A 19917-nucleotide genomic window follows, 5' to 3' on the forward strand; every position below is an offset into this window, starting at 1 on the left:
AGGCCGGGGTGCGGTGTATGGCGGCGCGGCGGGTCAGGAGGTGCGGTCGAAGAGGTTCCCGGTGGGGATCTTCGGGCGGGGGAGGTTCTGCGGCGGGCCGGGGCGGGCCGCGGCGTAGATCTCCGCGGTGCGGGCGGCGATCGTCGGCCAGGCGAAGTCGGTGCGCAGCCGGGCCCTGGCCGCCCGGGCCCGGCGTCGCGCGGCGCGCGGGTCGGACAGCGCGCGGTCGACGGCGTCGGCGATCCCCGGGACGTCGCCCGGTTCGAAGCCGAGCCCCGTCTCGCCGTCCCGGACGACCTCGCCGAGCCCGCCCGCGGTCGACGCGACCAGCGTGGCCCCGACCGCCGCGGCCTCCAGCGCGACGATCCCGAACGGCTCGTAGCGGCTCGGGAGCACCACGGCGTCGGCGGCCCGGAGCAGGGCGGTGAGCTCGGCGTCGGGGAGGTGGCCGAGGAACTCGACCGAGCGCCGGACCCGGTGCTCGGCGACCCGCGACCCGAGCATCTCCTGCTGGGTGCCGGTGCCGGCGACGAGCAGCCGGGTCCCGGGATGCCTGCGCCGGATCCGGGGGAGGGCGGCGATCAGGTCCTGCACGCCCTTCTCGTACTCCAGGCGGCCGAAGTAGACCAGCCGTGGACCGGCCCCGGCGGGTGCCGGCGCGGTGGCCCGGGAGCGCCAGCGGCGCAGGTCGATGCCGTTGTGCACCACGTGGATCGTGCTGGCGTCGAGGTCGTGCAGGGCGGACACCTCGGCGCGCATCGCGGACGAGCAGGTGATCACCTCGTCGGCGCGCTGCGCCAGCCACCACTCGGTGGAGTGCACCTGCCGGTTCAGCGGCCCGGGGAGCCAGCCCGAGTGCCGGCCGGCCTCGGTGGCGTGCAGCGTCGCGACCAGTGGCACGCCCAGCACGTCGGCGAGCGCGATCGCCGGGTGCGCCACCAGCCAGTCGTGGGCGTGCACGACGTCCGGACGCCAGCCCGGCAGCAACGAGGTCAGCGCGTGCCGGAGCAGGCCGTGCCCCATCGCGAGGGTCCAGGCCACCATGTCGGTGCCGAACTCGAGATGCGGCGGGTCCTCCGCGACGCGCAGCACCCGGACGCCGTCGACGGTCCCGTCGCTGCTCGGATGGGTGCCCGCGTCGGTGCCCGCGGGTGCCCGGGACAGGACGACGACGTCGTGTCCGGCGGCGGCGAGCTCCCGGGACAGCGCGTGCACGTGCCGGCCCAGCCCGCCGACCACGACCGGCGGGAACTCCCAGCTGACCATCAGCACCCGCATCAGGAGATCCTGGCAAACGCCGTACCGGCGGTTACCCCCCGGGTACGAGGCGCGCGCCGGTCCGCGCACCCCGGCTCGGCCGAGGCACCGTCTGCAACGGGTGCGATGCGGCGGTAGGGGTGCGATGCGGGGCCGGGGGCGCGGCGTCTGGCCCGGGCGGGAGCGTGCCCGCGCGAGGCACACCCCGGCGCCCGGGAACGGATCAGGGACCGGCGATGTCCCGGGCGTCGACGTGCCCGAAGGTCGGCACCGGCACGTCGGTCCACCGCTCGGTCCGTCGCTCGGCGGCGCGCCGCCGCCCCTGCCGCAACAGCGCCGACAGCTCGGCGACCCGGCCGGCGTGCGTCGCGGCGCGGGAGCGGGCGTAACCGGCGGCCGAGTCCTTGGTGACCATGAACGCCCAGTCGCTGGACAGCGCGTGCAGCGCCTGGTCGACGAGCAGATCGGCCAGCGGGTCCCGGACGTCGGGGCGCAGCATCGGCCCGGTCTCCGGCCACACGGTGTCCAGCCCGGCCAGCAGGTCGTGCTGGACGTCGTCGCCCAGCGCCACCAGGTCCGACACCTGCGGCCCGGCCCACACCCGCCAGTCCTTGCCGGAGCCCCACGAGCACTCGGGCAGGGTGACGGGGTCGCCGACCAGGCCGTCGTCGATCGCCCCGCCGAGGGTCCGGACGTCGACGCCCGCCTCGGGCAGCAGCCGCAGCACCGCCGCCAGCCAGTCCGGGCCCTCGTGCCACCAGTGCCCGAACAGTTCGGTGTCGAACGCGGCGACGGTCAGCGCCGGCCGACCGGTCGATGCTCGCAGCGACCGCAGCCGGGCGACCACGGTGTCGACGAAGTCCCGGGCGTCGCGCTGCACGGCCTGCGCGGCGAGTGCCGGCGAGTACGGCTTCTTGCGCTCCGGCGGCACCCGGCGGCCGGTCACCCGGGCCGGCTTCAGCCCGGACAGGTGGTCCCAGGTGTGGAAGTCGCGGTACTCCGGCGAACCGGGGTAGCCGCGGCGCGGCGACCAGACCCGGTAGGTGATGTCGAGGTCGCGCCCGACGCACAGCACGTCGGAGCCGCCGACCGGCCGGGCGAGCGCGGTGTCGCCGCGCAGCGCGGGGCCGTCCACCAGGAAGCGTCGCACCCCGGCGGAGGCGTAGTCGTCCTCCATCCCGGGTGCGTAGCCGCACTCGGGTGCCCAGATCCCGGCCGGTCGTCCACCGAGCCGCAGCGCGTGGTCGGCCAGCCCGGCGCGCAGTGAGAAGGCCCGCACCCGGGGGCGCAGCAGCGGCTGGAACGGGTGCGCGGCCGGCCCGCCCAGCAGCTCGACGGCGCCGGAGTCGCCCAGCGCCCGCAGCACCGGCGACCCGCCGTGCCGCCAGTGCGCCTCGAACTCCGCGGTGGCCGCGGTGGACACCCGGTGCTCGTGCGCGGCGAGATCGGGCAGCCGCCCGGCCGCCGAGTGCGCGCGCAGCGTCCACCCGCCGAGCCAGTCGTGCACGCCGCGCAGGCAGTACGGGTCGTCGAGCTGCGCCGCCAGCACCGGGGTGATCCCGAGCGTGGCGAGCTGGCCGCGACCCTCCGCGGCGAGCTCGCGCAGGGTCGCCACGACCGGCAGGTAGGACTGCGCCCACGACTGGTACAGCCACTCCTCGCCGACGGGCCAGCGCCCGTGCCGGGCCAGCAGCGGCAGGTGCGAGTGCAGGACCAGGCAGAAGGTGCCGACCGGGGTCACCGGCGGACCGCCGCGACGAGCAGGTCCAGGGAGGCGTCGAGGTCGTCGGTGCGCAGCTCGAAGTCGGTGCTGCGCACGGCCGCGACGTCGGCGGCGAGAGCGGCGGGCCACGGCTCGCCGGACAGCGCCAGCCGGGTCTGCGCCTCGATCAGCCCGCCGTGCCGGGCGTCGGCCGCGCGCAGCCGGGGGCCGTGGTGCAGCCCGTGGACGACGACGTCGTCGAACCCGGCGTCGACGACCAGCCCGGCCAGCTCTGCCGGGTCCAGCTCGCGGGTGTGGAACGGGTTGAGCGGGGTGTCCCGGCCGGGGGAGAAGGTGATCCGGTTCGGCGTCGACACCAGCAGCGTCCCGCCCGGCCGCAGCACCCGCCGGCACTCGCGCAGGAACCGCTCCTGCGCCCACAGGTGCTCGATGACCTGCAACGACACCACGACGTCGATCGAGCCGTCCGGGACCGGTAGCGCCACCAGGTTGGCCCGGGACACCGCCACCCGGGGATAGCGGGCGCGGACGTGCGCGACGGTCGCGGCGTCGTAGTCCAGCGCGAGCACCCGGCGTGCCGTCCCGGCGAGCAGGTCCGCGCCGTAGCCCTCGCCGCAGCCGGCCTCCAGCACGACGGCGCCGGTGCAGCGGTCCGCGATCGCCGTGTAGACGATCTCGTGCCGCCGGAACCAGTAGTTCTCGACGGCGATCCCGGGGACGGTCCGCTCACCGGTGAGGGGCAGGCTGCTGGTCACCCGCCGACTCCATCACGCCGCGGCGGGCGCCACCCACACCGGGGCACCGGCCGGGTCGGACGTCGAGCGTTGCGAGATGGTGGTGCCGGCAGCCATCTCGCAACGCTCGACGGGTCGTCTACAGCCAGGACGGGTCGAGATCTGTGGTGGTGCGGTCGACGGCGGCGAGCAGGTCGAACTGCGGCCCGGTGCGGGGCAGCTCGTAGCGGAAGAAGTAGCGGGCGGCGGCCCGCTTGCCGTGGCCCAGGTCGTCGGCCCGGTCGCCGGCGGCGAGCAGCTGCTCCAGCCAGATCCAGGCCAGGACGACGTGCCCGGTCGCCTCCAGGTGGATCGAAGCGTTCGCCAGCCGGGCGGTGACGTCCGGTTCGGCGTGCAGTGCCCGGGTCACCCCGACCAGCCGGGCCCGGGCGGCGTCGAGGTCCTCGGCGTACTCCTTCGCCTCGGCGCCGCCGGCGCGGGCCCGGGCGACCGTCCCGGCGATCAGCCCGTCCAGCGCGTCGAGCCCGGCGCCGTCGCGGGCGGCGGTGCGCCTGCCGAGCAGGTCGATGCCCTGGATGCCGTGGGTGCCCTCGTGGATCGGGTTGAGCCGGTTGTCCCGGTAGTGCTGCTCGACGTCGTACTCGCGGGTGTAGCCGTAGCCGCCGAGCACCTGGATGGCGAGATCGTTGCCGGCCAGGCACCACTGCGACGGCCAGCTCTTCGCGACCGGGGTGAGGATGTCGAGCAGCAGCCCCGCCCGGTCCCGCCCGGCCGGGTCGGGATCGGTCTCCTGCTCGTCGAGCAGCAGCCCGCAGTAGAGGACGAGCGCGAGCGCGCCCTCGGCGTAGGACTTCTGCGCCAGCAGCATCCGGCGCACGTCGGCGTGCTCGGCGATCGGCACCTGCGGAAGGCCAGGGTCCCGGCCGGCGACCGGGCGTCCCTGCGGGCGGCTGCGGGCGTAGGCCAGCGACTTGAGGTACGCGGTGTAGCCGAGCGCCGCGGCGCCTGCGCCGACCCCGATCCGGGCCTCGTTCATCATGTGGAACATGTAGGACAGGCCCCGGTGCGGCTCGCCGACCAGGTAGCCGACGGCGCCGGGTGCCCCGCCGGGGGTGTGGCCGCCCTCGCCGAGGTTCAGCACCGCGTTCGTGGTGCCCCGGTAGCCCATCTTGTGGTTCAGCCCGGCCAGCACGACGTCGTTGCGCTCGCCGGGGGTGCCGTCGTCGCCGACCAGGAACTTGGGCACGACGAACAGCGAGATGCCCTTCACCCCGGCCGGTCCGCCGGGGATCTTCGCCAGCACCAGGTGGACGATGTTCTCGCCCAGCTCGTGGTCACCGCCGGAGATCCACATCTTGGTGCCGGTGAGCCGGTAGCTGCCGTCGTCCTGCGGCTCGGCCCGGGTGGTGACGTCGGCCAGCGACGACCCGGCCTGGGTCTCGGACAGGCACATGGTGCCGTGGAAGCGGCCCTCGAGCATCGGCCGGACCCAGGTCTCGATCTGTTCCGGCGAGCCGTGCGCGAGCAGCAGGTTCGCGTTCGCCGCGGTGAGGAAGGCGTAGGCCCAGGTGGCGATGTTCGCCGCGGCGAACCAGGCCACGCACGCCGAGCGCACCACGTGCGGCAGCTGCAGCCCGCCGACCCCGGCGTCCGCGGTCGCGGCGAGCAGTCCGGTCCCGGCGAGCGCGTCGAGCGCCGGGCGGACCTCGTCGTGCAGCACCGCCCGGCCGCCGCCCGCCGGATCGAACCGGGGCTCCTCGGTGTCGTTGCGCTTGTTGTGCGGGGCGAACCGCTCGGCGGCGATCTCGGCGCACACGTCGAGGACAGCGTCGAAGGTCTCCCGGGAGTGCTCGGCGAAGCGTTCCCGGGCGGTGAGCGATCCGGCGTCGAGCCAGTCGTGGAGCAGGAAGTCCAGGTCGGAACGCGAGAGCAGCTGCGATGATCCGGGCACCGGATCTCCTTCGGTTCGGTGGGGCCGCGGGCTCAGATGGACAGTCCGCCGTCGACCGGCAGCACGACGCCGGTGACGTAGGCGGCCTCGTCGGAGGCCAGGAAGGCGACCGCGTCGGCCATCTCGGAGGGCTCGGCGAACCGGCCCATCGGGATCTGCGCGGCCAGCTCGTCCAGCTTGGCCTGCGGGATCGACTCGACCATCCGGGTGCGTGCGTTCGGCGAGATCGCATTGACGGTGACCCCGAACCGGGCCAGCTCCTTCGCCGCGGTGCGGGTGAAGCCGATGATCCCGGCCTTGGCCATCGCGTAGTTGGACTGGCCGACGTTGCCGTGCAGCCCGGTGTAGGAGGTCACGTTCACCACCCGGCCGGAGCCCTGCGCCCGGAACCGCGGCACCGCGGCCCGGGTGAACCGGAAGGTGCCGCCGGCGTGCACCGCCATGACGGTCTCGTAGTCGTCGTCGGTCAGCTTCCAGAGCACGCCGTCGCGCAGCACCCCGGCGTTGTTGACGAGCACGTCGAGCCGGCCGGTGTCGGTCACCACCCGGTCGACGACGGCGGTCACCGCCGCGGTGTCCGACACGTCCGCCGCGATGCCGGTCGCACCCAGCTCGGCGGCCGTGGCGGCGACCGCGTCGGCGTCGAAGTCGACCAGGAACACGCTCGCCCCGGCGCCGGTGAAGCGCTCGGCGATCGCCCGGCCGACGCCGCGCGCCGCCCCGGTGACGACGACCGAGCGGCCGGTGAAGTCGAAGGTCAGGTTCGCCATCAGGACAGCCTCTCCAGGATGATCGCCATGCCCTGCCCGCCGCCGACGCACATGGTCTCCAGGCCGATGCTCGCGTCCCGGGCGCGCAGGCCGTTCAGCAGGGTGGTGGTGATCCGGGCGCCGGTCATGCCGAACGGGTGGCCGAGGGCGATGGCGCCGCCGTGCACGTTGAGCGTGTCACCGAACGGGTCGATCCCCAGGTGCCGGGCGGACGGGACGACCTGCGCGGCGAACGCCTCGTTGATCTCGACGAGATCGACGTCGTCGATCGTCATGCCGGCCCTGGCGAGCGCCTGCCGGGACGCCTCGACCGGCCCCAGCCCCATGATCTCCGGGGAGAGCCCGGAGACACCGGTGGCGACGACCCGGGCCAGCGGGGTGATGCCGAGGTCCCGGGCCCGGGTGTCGGACATGACGACGAGTGCGGCGGCGCCGTCGTTGAGCGGGCAGCAGTTGCCGGCGGTGACCCGCCCGTCCGGCCGGAACACCGGCTTCAGCCCGGCCACGGCGTCGTAGGTGACCCCGGCGCGCGGGCCGTCGTCGGTGTCGACGACCGTGCCGTCGTCGAGGGTGACCGGGGTGATCTCGCGGGCGTGGAAGCCGTCGCCGATCGCGGCCTCGGCGAGGTTCTGCGAGCGGACGGCGAACCGGTCCATCTCCTCGCGGGTGACGCCCTCGGCGAGCGCGAGGTTCTCCGCGGTCTGGCCCATCGCGATGTAGACGTCCGGCAGCTCCCCGGCGGCGCGCGGATCGGTCCACCCCGCGGCGCCGGTGGCGGCCACCTCGGCGGTGCGCTGCTCGGCGCCGGCGAACAGCGGGTTGTGCGTGCCGGGCCAGGAGTCGGAGGTGCCGCGGTCGTAGCGGGAGACGGTCTCCACCCCGGCCGAGACGAACACGTCGCCCTCGCCGGCCCGGATGGCGTGCATCGCCATCCGGGTGCTCTGCACCGACGACGCGCAGTACCGGGTGACCGTGGTGCCGGGGACGGTGTCCAGGCCGAGCAGCACGGGCACGATCCGCCCCATGTTGTCGCCCTGCTCGCCGCCGGGGAGGCCGCAGCCGAGGATCACGTCGTCGATCTCGGCGGGATCGAGCTGGGGGACCCGGTCCAGCGCGGCCCGCACCATGCGGGCGGCCAGGTCGTCCGGCCGGACGCCGGCGAGCGAGCCCTTGCGGGCCCGCCCGATCGGCGAGCGGGTGGCGGCGACGATCACGGCGTCGGGCATCGGCGCTCCTTCCCGAGTAACTAATTGCTTAGTAAGTACCAGTGCGGGGAGCGCCGGGGCAAGTGGGGATGATGGGGTGTGCAGGGCGTCACCGGGACGCGGTGCGCAGGACGGGGACGTGCGGATGACCGAGGTGGACGGGCCGGTGACCGGGGACGCCGGGCGGGCGGCCGCGGCCGGTGCCGTGCTGCTCGCCGGTGACGATCTCTGGTCCGATCTGCCGCCGACCGCCCGGGCGATCGTCGTCGCCGCGATCGACTCGTTCGCCGACCGCGGCTTCCACGCCACCACGCTGCGGCACATCGCCGCCGGCTCCGGGCTGAGCACCGCGGCCCTCTACGTGCACTTCCGGTCCAAGGACGACGTGCTGTTCGAGGTCAGCAGGCGCGGCCACGCGCGGGCGCTCGGGCTGGTGCGGGCCGCTGCCGCCGCCGAACCCGCCGGGCACGCCTTCCGGACGCTGGTCTACGCCTTCAGCCGCTGGCACGCCGAGCAGCGCACCGTCGCCCGGGTCGTGCAGTACGAGTTCGCCGCGCTCGGCCCGGAGCACCGCGAGCAGGTGACGGTGCTGCGCCGGGCCACCGAGCGGATCGTCCGGGAGGTCGTCGCCGAGGTGTTCGGCGGGGTGGACCCGGAGCGGCCGGACGTGCGGGGCGTCGCGACCGCGGTGCTCTCGCTGGGGGTCGACGTGGCCCGCTGGTTCACCCCGTCCGGCCCCTACACCCCGGACGGGGTCGGCCGGCTCTACTGCGAGCTCGCCGAGCGGATGCTGGTGCCCGCCCGGGTCTGACCGCGGCGCGGGCCGGCGGGCCGGTCAGGCGGCCGGTTCGCCCGCGACGGCGACCACCCCGCCGACGTCCTGCCGCAGCCAGGCGAGCAGCGTCGCGTCCTCCAGGGTCAGCGGGACCTCCGGCCCGCCCCACCCCAACCGGGTGGTCGGCCGGTAGGCCAGCGCGTCCTCCAGCATCGCGGCGAGGCCCTCCGTGGCCCGCACGGTCATCCCGCCGTGCTGCACGACCCGGCTGCCCGGGACGTCCTCGTCGGCGTGCGCCCCGGTACTGAGGACGTAGCCGGTCCCCAACCGGTCGTCGAACCCGGTCACCTGCACGACGGCTCCTTCCTGCCGGTGTCCGAGGTGCCGACGGTAGCGAAACCCGTCCCTCCTCCAGGCGATGCACGGTGTGACGTCGCGCGTGCCGGGCGTGACGTGACGCGCGCGTGAGTACGGTCACCGATCGCGGGCGTTTGCCACATGGCTACTCGTTGGTAACAATGAACATCACAGTGGCACGGCGTGCCACTACGGCACGACGCTGGCAGAGTCACCGGGTACACGACGGGCGCGACGCCGCGGCCCACCTCCGCTCGGCAGAGCGCGCGGCACAGCACCGTCACGGTGACGCGAGACGGGACGGGACCGGACCACCGGTGCCGGACCGCGAATCAGGACGACGCGGTGTGCGCAGGCGCGCAGGCCGCCGCGGCAGGAGGTCGAAGAGGTCCTATGAAGATCGTGACCCTGGTGAAGCAGGTGGCCGACACCTACTCGGAGCGGAAGCTGTCCGACTCCGACCACACTCTGGACCGGGCGGGGACCGAGGCGGTCATCGACGAGATCAACGAGCGCGCGGTCGAGCAGGCGCTGCAGGTGAAGGAGGCCAACGAGGGTTCCGAGGTCGTCGTGGTGACGATCGGCCCGGACAGCGCCACCGACGCGATCCGCAAGGCGCTGTCGATGGGCGCGGACTCCGCGGTGCACCTGTCCGACGAGGCCATCCACGGCTCGTGCGCGGTGCAGACGGCGAAGGCGCTGACCAAGTTGATCGGCACCGTCGAGGGCTGGGACCTGGTGATCGCCGGCAACTCGGCGTCGGACGGCCAGATCGCGGCGGTGCCGGCGATGATCGCCGACCTGCTCGGGGTACCCGCGCTGACCTGGGCCAACGAGATCTCGGTCGAGGGCACGACGGTGACCGCCAAGCGGGAGACCGACGACGGCGTCACCCGGCTGACCGCCGAGCTGCCCGCCGTCGTGTCGGTGGGGGAGAAGTCGGGCGAGCCGCGCTACCCCTCGTTCAAGGGGATCATGGCGGCGAAGAAGAAGCCGGTGACGTCGCTGGACCTGGCCGGTGCCGGGATCGACCCGTCCGAGGTGGGGCTGGCGAACGCGCTCACCACGGTCACGTCGTCCGCGCCGAAGCCGCCCAAGCAGGCGGGCGAGAAGGTGACCGACGAGGGCGACGGCGGCGCGAAGATCGCCGAGTACCTGGTCGGCCAGAAGCTGATCTGACCCGTCGGCGTAGTCGAAACCCCTTCTTCCTAGGAGACCGGAAACCATGGCTGAGGTACTGGTTCTCGTCGACCACGTCGACGGAGACGTCAAGAAGACCACCTACGAGCTGCTGACCGCCGCCCGCGCGCTGGGCGAGCCGTCCGCCGTCGTGGTGGGTGCCGCCGGGGTGGCGGACAAGCTGGCCGACGGGCTGGCGCAGAACGGCGCGGAGAAGATCTACGTCGCCGAGACCGACTCGACCGACTTCCTGACCCCCGAGGTGGGGGTGCTGGAGGCGCTGGTCGGGTCCGCCTCGCCGGCCGCGGTGCTGATCTCGGCGTCGGCGAACGGCAAGGAGATCGCCGGGCGACTCGCCGTCCGCACGAACTCCGGCCTGCTCGGCGACGTGGTCGGCGTTACCGGCGGAGACGCTATCGGCGTGCAGCACTCGGTGTTCGGTGGTGCCTACACCGCCGAGGCGAAGGCGAACACCGAGCACCCGGTGATCACCGTGCGCCCGGGCGCGATCGACATCGAGGCGAGCGCCGGTGCCGGTGCGCGGGAGACCGTCGAGGTCCCGGCGGCCGCCGGCCGGCAGGCCACGGTGACCGCCCGCGAGCCGATCGAGGGCGGATCGCGCCCGGAGCTGACCGAGGCGACCGTGATCGTCTCCGGTGGCCGCGGCGTCGGCTCGGCCGAGGACTTCACCGTCGTGGAGGGCCTGGCCGACTCGCTCGGCGCGGCCGTCGGCGCCTCGCGCGCCGCGGTCGACTCGGGCTACTACCCGCCGCAGTTCCAGGTCGGGCAGACCGGCAAGTCGGTGTCGCCGCAGCTCTACATCGCGCTCGGCATCTCCGGGGCGATCCAGCACCGGGCCGGCATGCAGACGTCGAAGACGATCGTCGCGGTGAACAAGGACGAGGAGGCGCCGATCTTCGAGGTCGCTGACTTCGGCATCGTCGGTGACCTGTTCAAGGTCGCGCCGCAGCTGCAGGAGGAGATCACCAAGCGCAAGAGCTGACGCTCCGGCGTCCGCACCGGCGACGCCCGGCCACCGCCCCGCGCGGTGACCGGGCGTCGTCGCGTGCGGGGCCCGTTCGCCTGTTGCCAACCGGCGCCTGCCTGCGCCGACACCCGGCCGACACCCCGCCCGGCCCCGTCGGGGGGCGTTCATCCCGGCGCCACCGCCGGACCGTCCGGGCGTCGGCTGCGGCCGGTACCAACACCGATGTGAACCAGGTGATCGTCTCCACCCCGGAGACCGCCGCCCGGCGGTACTCCCTGCTGCTCACCACCGACGCCGACGACGTCGCCGCCGCGCAGGCACTGCGGTACCGGGTGTTCGCCGGCGAGCTCGGGGCCCGGCTCGACTCCCCGGTGCCCGGCCGCGACGTCGACCGCTTCGATCCCTTCTGCGACCACCTCGTCGTCCGCGAGGACGCCACCGGCGAGATCGTCGGCACCTACCGGATGCTCCCGCCGCGCGGCGCGCACGAGGCCGGCGGGCTCTACGCCGACAGCGAGTTCGACCTGTCCGCGCTCGATCCGCTGCGCGGTTCGCTGGTGGAGACCGGCCGGTCCTGCGTGCACCCCGACCACCGGGCGGGCGCCGTCGTCGGGCTGGCGTGGGCCGGGCTGGCCCGCTACATGCTGCTCACCGGGCACCGCTGGCTGATCGGCTGCGCCAGCGTCGGGCTCGACGACGGCGGCAGCCGTGCGGCCGGCGTCTGGGAGACCGTCCGCGAGCGGCACCTCGCCCCGGTCGGGTACCGGACCGTCCCGCACCGGCCGTGGGACCCGGCCACCGCGCCGCGGCACCGCACGACGACGATGCCGCCGCTGCTTCGCGGCTACCTGCGGCTGGGCACCTGGGTGTGCGGGCCGCCCGCGCACGATCCGGATTTCGGCGTCGCCGACTTCCCGGTGCTGCTCGGGATGGACCTGATGGACCCGCGCTATCGCCGGTTCTTCCTGGGCGACGCGCCCGCGGGGTCCCGGGGATGACGCTCGCGGCCGATCCGGCCGGCGGGACCGCGCCGCCCACCGGGCCGCGACCTGCCCCGGGGGCGGACCCTGCACTGCCCACCGGGCCCGCCCTTGCTCTGCTTACCGACCCGCGCCCGCCCGCCCCGCCCGCCCGATCCGCCCCGCCGGCGCGATCCGCCCCGCCGGCCCCGCCGGCCCTGCTCGCGCGATCCGCCCCGCCCGCCCTGCCCGCCCTATCCGCCCCGCCGGCCCCGCCCGGTGCCGGCGTGCCGCCGCACGCCGGGGCCGGGCACAGGCACCCGACCCATCCCACCGTGCCGCCCGCCGCGCAGCGGCCGGGCGGCCCCTGGGCCGCCTGGTCGCCGTGCACCGCCGACCGGTGCCTGCCCGCCCCGGCGACGACCGGCCGGTGGCGGTTGGTCCGCCGGGCCGCGGTGCTGCTCGCGGTGCTCGGGCTCGCCCTGCTCACCGTGCCGCCGGCCGCCGCGGCGGGCCCCCGGGCACTCGGCCCGGTGCTGCGCGCCCTGCACCGCGCGGTGCTCCGCGGGGCAGGGGTGCGGCTCGTCGTCCGGGGCGGTCCGCTCGCCCCGCCGGACGGCCGCGGCGCGCTGGTCGTCGCCGACCACACGTCCTGGATCGACATCCCGGCGCTCGGCGCGCTCGGCCCGGTGACGATGCTCGCCAAGCGGGAGGTCCGGGACTGGCCGCTGATCGGGACGCTCGGCGCCGTGGTCGGCACGGTCTTCGTGCACCGCGAGGGCCTGTCCCGGCTGCCCGCGACCGTCGCGACGGTCACCGGCGCGCTGCGCTCCGGCGCGCTGGTCGGCGTGTTCCCGGAGGCGACGACCTGGTGCGGCGCGGTGGGCGGGGACTACCGGCGGGCCCCGTTCCAGGCCGCGATCGACGCTGCGGTGCCGGTCCGGCCGGTCACCATCGCGCTCACCACACCGGACGGACGCCCGACCACGGCGGCCGCGTTCGTCGGTGGACAGTCCCTGGGGGACACGCTCGGGCGGGTCCTGCGGCTGCCCGGGCTGGTCTGCGAGGTGCGGGTGGGCGAGCTCGTCGAACCCGGGACCGACGACCGCCGCGGGCTGGCCCGGCGGGCCTGCGACCACGTCCGCCGCCCGGTGCCCGCGCCGGGGGTGCGTGCCGGACCCGGGTGAGGCGCCCGGCCCGCGCGCGCGGGGATTATCCTGGGTGCCGATGACGTACCTGGACCACGCGGCGACCACACCGATGCTGCCCGCAGCCGTCGCCGCCATGAGCGACGCGCTGGGCCGCACCGGCAACGCGTCGTCGCTGCACTCGTCGGGCCGCCGGGCCCGGCGCGAGGTCGAGGAGGGGCGGGAGCGGATCGCCGACGCGGTCGGCGCCCGGCCGTCCGAGGTCGTGTTCTGCGCCGGTGGGACCGAGAGCGACAACCTGGCAGTCAAGGGCCTGTTCTGGGCCCGCCGCACGGCCGACCCGCGCCGCACCCGGGTGCTGGTGTCCGCGGTCGAGCACCACGCGGTGATCGACGCCGCCGAGTGGCTGGTCGCGCACGAGGGCGCCCGGCTGCGGCTGCTCGAGGTCGACGCCACCGGCCGGGTCCGGCCGGAGACACTGCGCGCCGCGCTCGCCGAGGACCCGGACGCGAACGCCCTGGTGTCGGTCATGTGGGCGAACAACGAGGTCGGCACGGTCAACCCGGTCAGCGAGCTGGCCGAGATCAGCCACGCGTTCGGCGTCCCGTTCCACACCGACGCCGTGCAGGCCGTCGGGATCCTCGACGTCGACTTCGCGGCGTCGGGCGCCGACGCGCTCACCCTGACCGGGCACAAGCTCGGCGGCCCGTACGGCGCCGGGGTGCTGCTGCTGGGCCGCGACGTCGAGTGCACCCCGCTGCTGCACGGCGGCGGCCAGGAGCGGGACGTGCGTTCCGGCACCCTCGACGTCCCGTCGCTGGCCGGGCTGGCGGCCGCGGTCACCGAGTCGGTCTCCACCGCCGCGTGGCGGCGCGCCGGGATCGCCGCGCTGCGCGACGAGCTGGTCGCCGCGGTGCTGGCCGAGGTCCCGGACGCGGTGCTCAACGGTGCCCCGCTCGGCGCCGACCGGCTGCCCGGCAACGCGCACCTGTCGTTCCCCGGCTGCGAGGGCGACAGCCTGCTGATGCTGCTCGACGCGCACGGCATCGACTGCTCGACCGGCTCCGCGTGCACCGCAGGCGTGGCGCAGCCCAGCCACGTGCTGCTGGCGATGGGCGCCGACGAGTGCACGGCCCGCGGCTCGCTGCGGTTCTCGCTCGGACACACCAGCACCCGCGCCGACGTGATCGCGCTGGCCGGGGCGATCGGCTCGGTCATCGAGCGCGCCCGCCGCGCCGGGCGCACCCCCGCCACGGTGACGGGCTGATCCGGTGCGTGTCCTCGCCGCGATGAGCGGCGGCGTCGACTCCGCGGTCGCCGCCGCGCGGGCGGTGGCCGCCGGGCACGACGTCGTCGGGGTGCACCTCGCGCTGTCCCGCACCCGGGACGCGATGCGGTCCGGGTCCCGCGGCTGCTGCTCGAAGGAGGACTCGGCGGACGCCGCGCGGGCCGCCGACGTGCTCGGCATCCCGTACTACGTGTGGGACCTGTCCGAGGAGTTCACCCGGGACGTGGTGGACGACTTCGTCGCCGCCTACGCCGCAGGGGAGACCCCCAACCCCTGCCTGCGCTGCAACGAGAAGATCAAGTTCGCGGCGGTGCTGGACCGGGCGCTGGCGCTCGGCTTCGACGCGGTCTGCACCGGGCACTACGCGCGTCTCGACCCGGCGGTGCCGGAGCTGCGCCGCTCGGCCGATCCCGGCAAGGACCAGTCCTACGTGCTCGCCGTGCTGCGCGCCGGGCAGCTGCGGCACGCCATGTTCCCGGTGGGCGACACCCCGAAGCCGGAGATCCGGGCGGAGGCCCGGCGGCTCGGGCTGCGGGTGGCGGGCAAGCCGGACAGCCACGACATCTGCTTCATCCCGACCGGCGACACCCAGGGCTTCCTGCGCGACCGGCTGGGCAGCCGCCCCGGCACCGTCGTCGACGACGCGTCCGGCGAGGTGCTCGGCACCCACGACGGGGTGCACGGGTTCACCGTCGGGCAGCGCAAGGGCCTCGGCGTCGACCGGCCCGCCGCCGACGGGCGCCCGCGCTACGTGCTCGGGATCGAGCCGGTCGAGGGCACCGTGCGGGTCGGCCCGGACTCCGCGCTCGACGTGCGCTCGATCACCGCGCACTCGCCGGTGTGGACCTCGGGGGTGGCCCCGGAGGCGCCCTTCGACTGCGTCGTGCAGGTGCGGGCGCACGGCGGGACGGCGGCCGCCGAGGTGACCCCGTCGGCCGGCGGGGTGACGGTGGCGCTCGCCGAGCCGCTGCGCGGTGTCGCGCCGGGCCAGGCGGTCGCCTTCTACCGGCCGTCGGACGACGGGGACATCGTTCTCGGGTCGGCCACCATCGCCGGGACCGGCTGAGCCGGCCACCGCCCGCCCCGGGCTCGCACCCCGCCCCGGACGCTCGCACCGCCACCCGGCCCGTCCGGTCGCCCTGCCGCGCGGCCGCTCTGCCCGCGCGACCGCCCACCCGCGCGGCTGCTGCGTGGCCGCTCCGCCCGCCCGGCCGCGGTATGTCGCACCCCGGCGCCGTCGTCGCACCTGTTCCATCAGGTGCGGCGTCGCGCTGGGGGTGCGGCGACCGATCCCCGGGGTGCGGCGTCGCGCTGGGGGTGCGGTGACCCGTTCCCGGGGTGCGGCGCCGCGCTGCGCCGATCCCCGGGAAGCACGCGCCCACGAACGAGAGCACTGCTCTTGCATTTCCCTGCAGAAACGTGAACACTGCTCTCATGACGAATCAGCGCTCTCACTACCAAGCCCCCGGTCGGCTCACCCGCTACCTGTTGAACCCCCTGGTCGCCGGTCTGACCCGGCTCGGACTCCCGCTCGCCGGATCGGCGGTGCTCGGCGTCCGGGGCCGCAGCTCCGGTGAGATCCGCACGGTCCCGGTGAACCCGCTGCCCCTCGACGGCCGCCGCTACCTGGTCGCCGCGCGCGGCGAGACGCAGTGGGTCCGCAACCTGCGGGTCGCCGGGCAGGCCGAGCTGACCGTCGGGCGGCGGACCGAACAGGTCGGCGCCACCGAGCTGACCGAGCCGGTCGACTCGGTGCCGGTGCTGCGGGAGTACCTGCGTCGCTGGGCGTGGGAGGTCGGGGCCTTCTTCGACGGTGTCGACGCCTCGTCGTCCGACGAGGAGCTGGCCGCCGCCACCCGCAGGCACCCGATCTTCGTGCTGTCCTGATGCTCGCGGTGCGCCCCGCCCCCTGCAAGGCTGATCCCATGGTCGACTCGAACTACCGCGCACCGGGGATCGTGCACCGCAAGCTGCTGAACCCGCTGCTCGGCAAGCTCGCCGGGCGCGGTGTGCTCCCCGGCGGCACGGTGGTGCTGGTCGTCCCGGGCCGGGTCAGCGGCCGGCTGCGCACGGTGCCGCTCACCCCGTTCGCCGGCGCGGGGGGCCGCTTCCTGATCTCCCCGCGCGGCGAGACCGACTGGGTGCGCAACCTGCGCGCCGCGGGCGGCCACGCCGCGCTCCGGGCCGGAACCACCGAGCGGATCCGGGCCACCGAGCTGTCCCACGACGCGGCGGTCCCGGTGCTGCAGTCCTACCTGCGCGAGCTGGGCGGGATGGCGAAGGTCTTCTTCGACGATCTCACCCCGGACTCGTCCGCCGCCGAGATCGCCGCGGTCGCACACCGCTACCCGGTCTTCGTCCTCGCCGGCGACGGGGCGGCGCAGTAGCGGGCACTGCGAAGGGGGAGACTGGGCGGGTGAGTTCTGACGATCCGCTCGCCGCCGCGCTCGCCGCCGCCGGCCTGGGTGACGTGCGCCCCGGCGAGAGCCGCCCGCCCGAGCCCCGGATCGAGGTCGTCGACGCCGCGCCCGAGGAGCCCGCCGATCCGCGGGAGCTGTGGCCCACCGGCATCGCCACCGGGGTGGGGTCGCTGCCGGGGACCGACGTCCGGGAGGCGGCGGCGCTCGTCGTCGGCGAGACGCCGGAGCTGCCCGCACTGCCGGAGCTGCCCGAGCGCGGCGTCGGCGCGGACATGATCGGCCGCACCGCCGGGCTGCTGGTGGACCTCGCGGTCGAGGTCGTCCCCACCGGCTGGCGGGTCACCGCGCGGCCGGGCCGCGACCTGCGCCGGGCCCGCGACCTGATGGCCGGCGACCTGGACGCGTTCGACGACGCCTGCGACCGCGCCCGGCCGGCCTGGGTCAAGGTCCAGGTCGCCGGGCCGTGGACGCTCGCCGCCGCGGTGGAGCTGGCGTCCGGGCACCGGGTGCTCACCGACCGCGGCGCCGTCCGCGAGTTCGCCGCCAGCCTCGCCGAGGGACTGCGCGGGCACGTCGCCGAGATCGCCGAGCGGACCGGGGCGTCGGTCGTCGTCCAGCTCGACGAGCCCGGCCTGCCCGCGGTGATCGCCGGCTCGCTGCCCACCGCGTCCGGCTACGGCACCGTGCGCGCCGTGCGCGCACCCGACGCGCAGGACGTGCTGCGCGACCTGATCTCCTCGGTGGACGCCCCGGTCGTCGTGCACTGCTGCGCGGACCGCCCGCCGATCCGGCTGCTCGCCGGGGCCGGCGCCGCCGCCGTCGGGATCGACGCGACCCGGCCCGCCTTCGCCGGCGCCTCCGCCGAGCCCGCCGCGCTGGACGCGATCGGCGAGACCTGGGACGCCGGGACGCCGCTGCTGCTCGGGCTGGTACCGGGCACCGCACCGCGCCGCGAGCCGGAGATCGGCGAGCTCGCCCGCGCCGGGTTCGAGCTCGCCGACCGGCTCGGCTTCGACCGGCACCGGCTGGCCCGGCTCGCCGTCCCGACCCCGGCCTGCGGGCTGGCCGGGGCCACCCCCGACTGGGCGCACCGGGCCCTCGCACTCTCCCGGGAGCTGGGCCGGGCCTTCGCCGACCCGGACGAGTAGCGGATCACCGGCCGATCCGGAGCGCGAGCACCAGCCCGCCGCCGACGACGAGCACGCCGCCGAACAGGTACAGGCTCCCCGCGGTGCTGCCGGTCGCCTCCGAGACCACCCCGACCAGGGAGGTGCTCACCGCACCGGCGACGTTGCCGATCGAGTTGACGAGCGCGATGCCCGCCGCGGCGCCGACCCCGGAGAGCAGGGCGGTGGGCAGGCTCCAGAACGCCGCCTGGGCGCTGGAGATCGCCGCGGCCGCCACCGTCAGCGCGACGAGCGCGGGGACGGTGGCGGACTGGGTCAGCCCGACCGCGACCAGCCCGATCCCGCCGACCGCGCACGGCACGGCGGTGTGCCACCGGCGTTCCCCCGTCCGGTCGGCGTGCGTGGCCACCCACACCATCGCGACCACGGCGAACAGGAAGGGCACCGCGGAGAGCAGTCCGACGGTGACCGTGGACTCCACCCCGCTGCGCGAGATGATCGTCGGGAGCCAGAAGCTGATCGTGTAGATCCCGAGTGCGATGGTGAAGTAGATCCCGCCCAGCAGCCAGATCACCGGGCTGCGCAGCGTCGACCGGACGCTGGTGTGCGCGCCGGTGCGCCGGGAACCAGTACGTCAGGTAGAGCAGGATCCCCGGGATGAAGCCCGCCTCGGCCACACCGAGCAGGAACCGCAGCAGGTAGTAGGTAGTGGGGGAGCTCGCCAGCGCCATGAGCCCGGAGACCAGTCCCCAGCCGACCATGATCCGGGCGATCCAGCGGCGGGCGCCGACCCGGTGCAGGACGATGTTGCTCGGCACCTCGAACAGGATGTAGCCGACGAAGAACATCCCGGCGCCGATGCCGTAGACGGCGTCGGAGAACCAGAGCTCGTCGTCCATCTGCAGCCGGGCGAACCCGACGTTGACGCGGTCGAGGTAGGCGACGGTGTAGCAGACGAACAGCAGTGGGACGAGCCGGATCGCGATCGTGCGGTACACCCGGTCGTCGGTGGTGTCGGCCCGGGCGTGCCCGGGATCGGGACGTGCGGCCATCGGAGGGCTCCTCGGCGCCGAGTGAGCACGGACAGCGTCGCACGATGCAACATTCTGAATTCAGAATCAAGCGAAACGACGACGCCGGGGGAGCCGGTCCGGTCGTGCGGTCGGGCCCGGATCAGGACCGGATCAGGATGCGGTGCCGGTCGCGGTGTCCCCGGTCTCCTCGGGGTGCCCGGCGAGCGCGTCCAGGATGAGCTGCTCGCCGTGTTCGGCGTGCTGGCGGGCCAGCATCTCGGCCCGGTCCGCGTCGCCCGAGACGACCGCGGAGAAGATCGCCGCGTGGTCCTCCCAGACCCACTTCGGGGCGCTGCCGCGGAACAGCAGCTCGCCCATCACCCGCTGCACGTTCCGCCAGATCACCCCGGCGCTCTCGATCAGCAGCGGATTGCCCGAGTGCTCGGTGACGAACCGGTGGAAGTCGATGTCGGCCGCCACCATGCGTGCGTAGTTCTTCTCGCGGTCGGCGGCCTGACCCTCGGCGACCAGGGCGAACCCGCGCGACGACTCCTCGGCGGAGAGCTTTCCGGCGGCACAGCGGGCGGCGTAGCCGTCGAGCACCGCGCGCAGCCCGTAGAGGTGCCGGACGAACTCGACGTCGACCGGGGCGACCTCGAGGCCGCGCCGGCCGAAGTCGCGGAGCATCCCCTGGTTGCGCAGCAGGAGCAGCGCCTGCTGCACCGGCTGGCGGGACACCGCGAACCGTTCGGCCAGCTGCTCCTGGCGCAGCGGGGTGCCGGGGGTGAGCCGGCCGGTGCAGATGTCGTCGACGATCGCGTCGTAGACCTGCTGCACGCGCGAGGGCGGTGCGGGCAGTGCCGTCATCGCGGCGAACCGTCCTTCCGCATCGTCGGATCCTCCCGTCGGACAACGGCATCAGGTTACCGGGACGCGGGCACCGCTCGGCATCCGGTTGACTTCTGAATTCAGTATGCGCAAAGTGGGTGGTGCATGTCACCGGTCGAGGAAGCCCGAGGAGCC

Annotated in this window: 19 protein-coding genes and 1 pseudogene; 10 read left to right on the top strand and 10 right to left on the bottom strand. The window is 75.1% G+C overall.

Annotated features, from left to right (window positions below):
* Positions 1 to 33: 33 nt before the first annotated feature.
* The 6 genes from ABZ881_RS03120 to ABZ881_RS03145 form a co-directional block, all read right to left on the bottom strand.
* Positions 34 to 1278: a glycosyltransferase family 4 protein gene (locus ABZ881_RS03120; RefSeq protein ID WP_358481389.1), complete on the bottom strand. Its 1245-nt coding sequence runs from the start codon at positions 1276 to 1278 to the stop codon at positions 34 to 36.
* Between the two features lie 202 nt (positions 1279 to 1480).
* On the bottom strand, positions 1481 to 2998 hold the full coding sequence (locus ABZ881_RS03125) for a glycoside hydrolase family 57 protein (RefSeq protein ID WP_358481390.1): 1518 nt from the start codon (positions 2996 to 2998) through the stop codon (positions 1481 to 1483).
* The gene (locus ABZ881_RS03130; RefSeq protein ID WP_358481391.1) at positions 2995 to 3735 is read right to left on the bottom strand and encodes a class I SAM-dependent methyltransferase; all 741 of its coding nucleotides are present in this window, start codon (positions 3733 to 3735) and stop codon (positions 2995 to 2997) included. The genes ABZ881_RS03125 and ABZ881_RS03130 overlap by 4 nt, the downstream gene beginning before the upstream one ends.
* A gap of 118 nt (positions 3736 to 3853) precedes the next feature.
* Complete coding sequence (locus ABZ881_RS03135; RefSeq protein ID WP_358481392.1) at positions 3854 to 5665, bottom strand: acyl-CoA dehydrogenase; 1812 nt, start codon at positions 5663 to 5665, stop codon at positions 3854 to 3856.
* Positions 5666 to 5697: 32 nt separating this feature from the next.
* Positions 5698 to 6435, bottom strand: coding sequence for a 3-oxoacyl-ACP reductase family protein (locus ABZ881_RS03140; protein WP_358481393.1), 738 nt, complete (start codon positions 6433 to 6435; stop codon positions 5698 to 5700).
* Complete coding sequence (locus ABZ881_RS03145; RefSeq protein WP_358481394.1) at positions 6435 to 7661, bottom strand: acetyl-CoA C-acetyltransferase; 1227 nt, start codon at positions 7659 to 7661, stop codon at positions 6435 to 6437. The genes ABZ881_RS03140 and ABZ881_RS03145 overlap by 1 nt, the downstream gene beginning before the upstream one ends.
* A 124-nt stretch (positions 7662 to 7785) precedes the next feature.
* Between ABZ881_RS03145 and ABZ881_RS03150 the strand changes: the two genes are divergently transcribed.
* A complete protein-coding gene (locus tag ABZ881_RS03150) occupies positions 7786 to 8451 on the top strand; it encodes a TetR/AcrR family transcriptional regulator (RefSeq protein ID WP_358481396.1) in 666 nt (221 codons plus the stop codon).
* 24 nt (positions 8452 to 8475) lie between these two features.
* Here the strand turns inward: ABZ881_RS03150 and ABZ881_RS03155 are convergent, their stop codons facing one another.
* On the bottom strand, positions 8476 to 8769 hold the full coding sequence (locus ABZ881_RS03155; RefSeq protein WP_344018020.1) for a hypothetical protein: 294 nt from the start codon (positions 8767 to 8769) through the stop codon (positions 8476 to 8478).
* Between the two features lie 396 nt (positions 8770 to 9165).
* Between ABZ881_RS03155 and ABZ881_RS03160 the strand changes: the two genes are divergently transcribed.
* From ABZ881_RS03160 to ABZ881_RS03200, 9 genes are all read left to right on the top strand, one after another.
* Complete coding sequence (locus ABZ881_RS03160) at positions 9166 to 9951, top strand: electron transfer flavoprotein subunit beta/FixA family protein (RefSeq protein WP_344018021.1); 786 nt, start codon at positions 9166 to 9168, stop codon at positions 9949 to 9951.
* Positions 9952 to 9997: 46 nt separating this feature from the next.
* The gene (locus ABZ881_RS03165; protein WP_358481397.1) at positions 9998 to 10954 is read left to right on the top strand and encodes an electron transfer flavoprotein subunit alpha/FixB family protein; all 957 of its coding nucleotides are present in this window, start codon (positions 9998 to 10000) and stop codon (positions 10952 to 10954) included.
* A 209-nt stretch (positions 10955 to 11163) separates the two neighbouring features.
* Positions 11164 to 11937, top strand: coding sequence for a GNAT family N-acyltransferase (locus tag ABZ881_RS03170; RefSeq protein WP_358481398.1), 774 nt, complete (start codon positions 11164 to 11166; stop codon positions 11935 to 11937).
* 248 nt (positions 11938 to 12185) lie between these two features.
* On the top strand, positions 12186 to 13085 hold the full coding sequence (locus ABZ881_RS03175) for a lysophospholipid acyltransferase family protein (protein WP_358481400.1): 900 nt from the start codon (positions 12186 to 12188) through the stop codon (positions 13083 to 13085).
* A gap of 40 nt (positions 13086 to 13125) precedes the next feature.
* A complete protein-coding gene (locus ABZ881_RS03180; RefSeq protein WP_358481402.1) occupies positions 13126 to 14313 on the top strand; it encodes a cysteine desulfurase family protein in 1188 nt (395 codons plus the stop codon).
* A 4-nt stretch (positions 14314 to 14317) separates the two neighbouring features.
* Positions 14318 to 15400, top strand: coding sequence for a tRNA 2-thiouridine(34) synthase MnmA (mnmA, locus tag ABZ881_RS03185; protein ID WP_358481404.1), 1083 nt, complete (start codon positions 14318 to 14320; stop codon positions 15398 to 15400).
* A gap of 368 nt (positions 15401 to 15768) precedes the next feature.
* Positions 15769 to 16221 carry a nitroreductase/quinone reductase family protein gene (locus ABZ881_RS03190; RefSeq protein WP_358481405.1) on the top strand — a complete coding sequence of 151 codons (453 nt, stop codon included), beginning with the start codon at positions 15769 to 15771 and terminating at the stop codon, positions 16219 to 16221.
* A gap of 38 nt (positions 16222 to 16259) precedes the next feature.
* A complete protein-coding gene (locus ABZ881_RS03195) occupies positions 16260 to 16721 on the top strand; it encodes a deazaflavin-dependent nitroreductase (protein WP_358481407.1) in 462 nt (153 codons plus the stop codon).
* A gap of 167 nt (positions 16722 to 16888) precedes the next feature.
* The gene (locus tag ABZ881_RS03200) at positions 16889 to 17902 is read left to right on the top strand and encodes a methionine synthase (protein WP_358481578.1); all 1014 of its coding nucleotides are present in this window, start codon (positions 16889 to 16891) and stop codon (positions 17900 to 17902) included.
* A 4-nt stretch (positions 17903 to 17906) separates the two neighbouring features.
* Here the strand turns inward: ABZ881_RS03200 and ABZ881_RS03205 are convergent, their stop codons facing one another.
* From ABZ881_RS03205 to ABZ881_RS03215, 3 genes and pseudogenes are all read right to left on the bottom strand, one after another.
* Positions 17907 to 18467 carry a hypothetical protein gene (locus ABZ881_RS03205; RefSeq protein ID WP_358481580.1) on the bottom strand — a complete coding sequence of 187 codons (561 nt, stop codon included), beginning with the start codon at positions 18465 to 18467 and terminating at the stop codon, positions 17907 to 17909.
* A gap of 31 nt (positions 18468 to 18498) precedes the next feature.
* Positions 18499 to 18933 (bottom strand): annotated as a pseudogene (locus tag ABZ881_RS03210) (MFS transporter); the annotation flags it as partial.
* Positions 18934 to 19065: 132 nt separating this feature from the next.
* Entirely contained in the window at positions 19066 to 19761 is a 696-nt protein-coding gene (locus tag ABZ881_RS03215; protein WP_344018030.1) for a GntR family transcriptional regulator, read from the bottom strand.
* Positions 19762 to 19917: the final 156 nt, after the last annotated feature.

It is taken from the genome of Pseudonocardia sp. NPDC046786 (genome assembly GCF_040645415.1).
GTDB lineage: Bacteria > Actinomycetota > Actinomycetes > Mycobacteriales > Pseudonocardiaceae > Pseudonocardia > Pseudonocardia kongjuensis.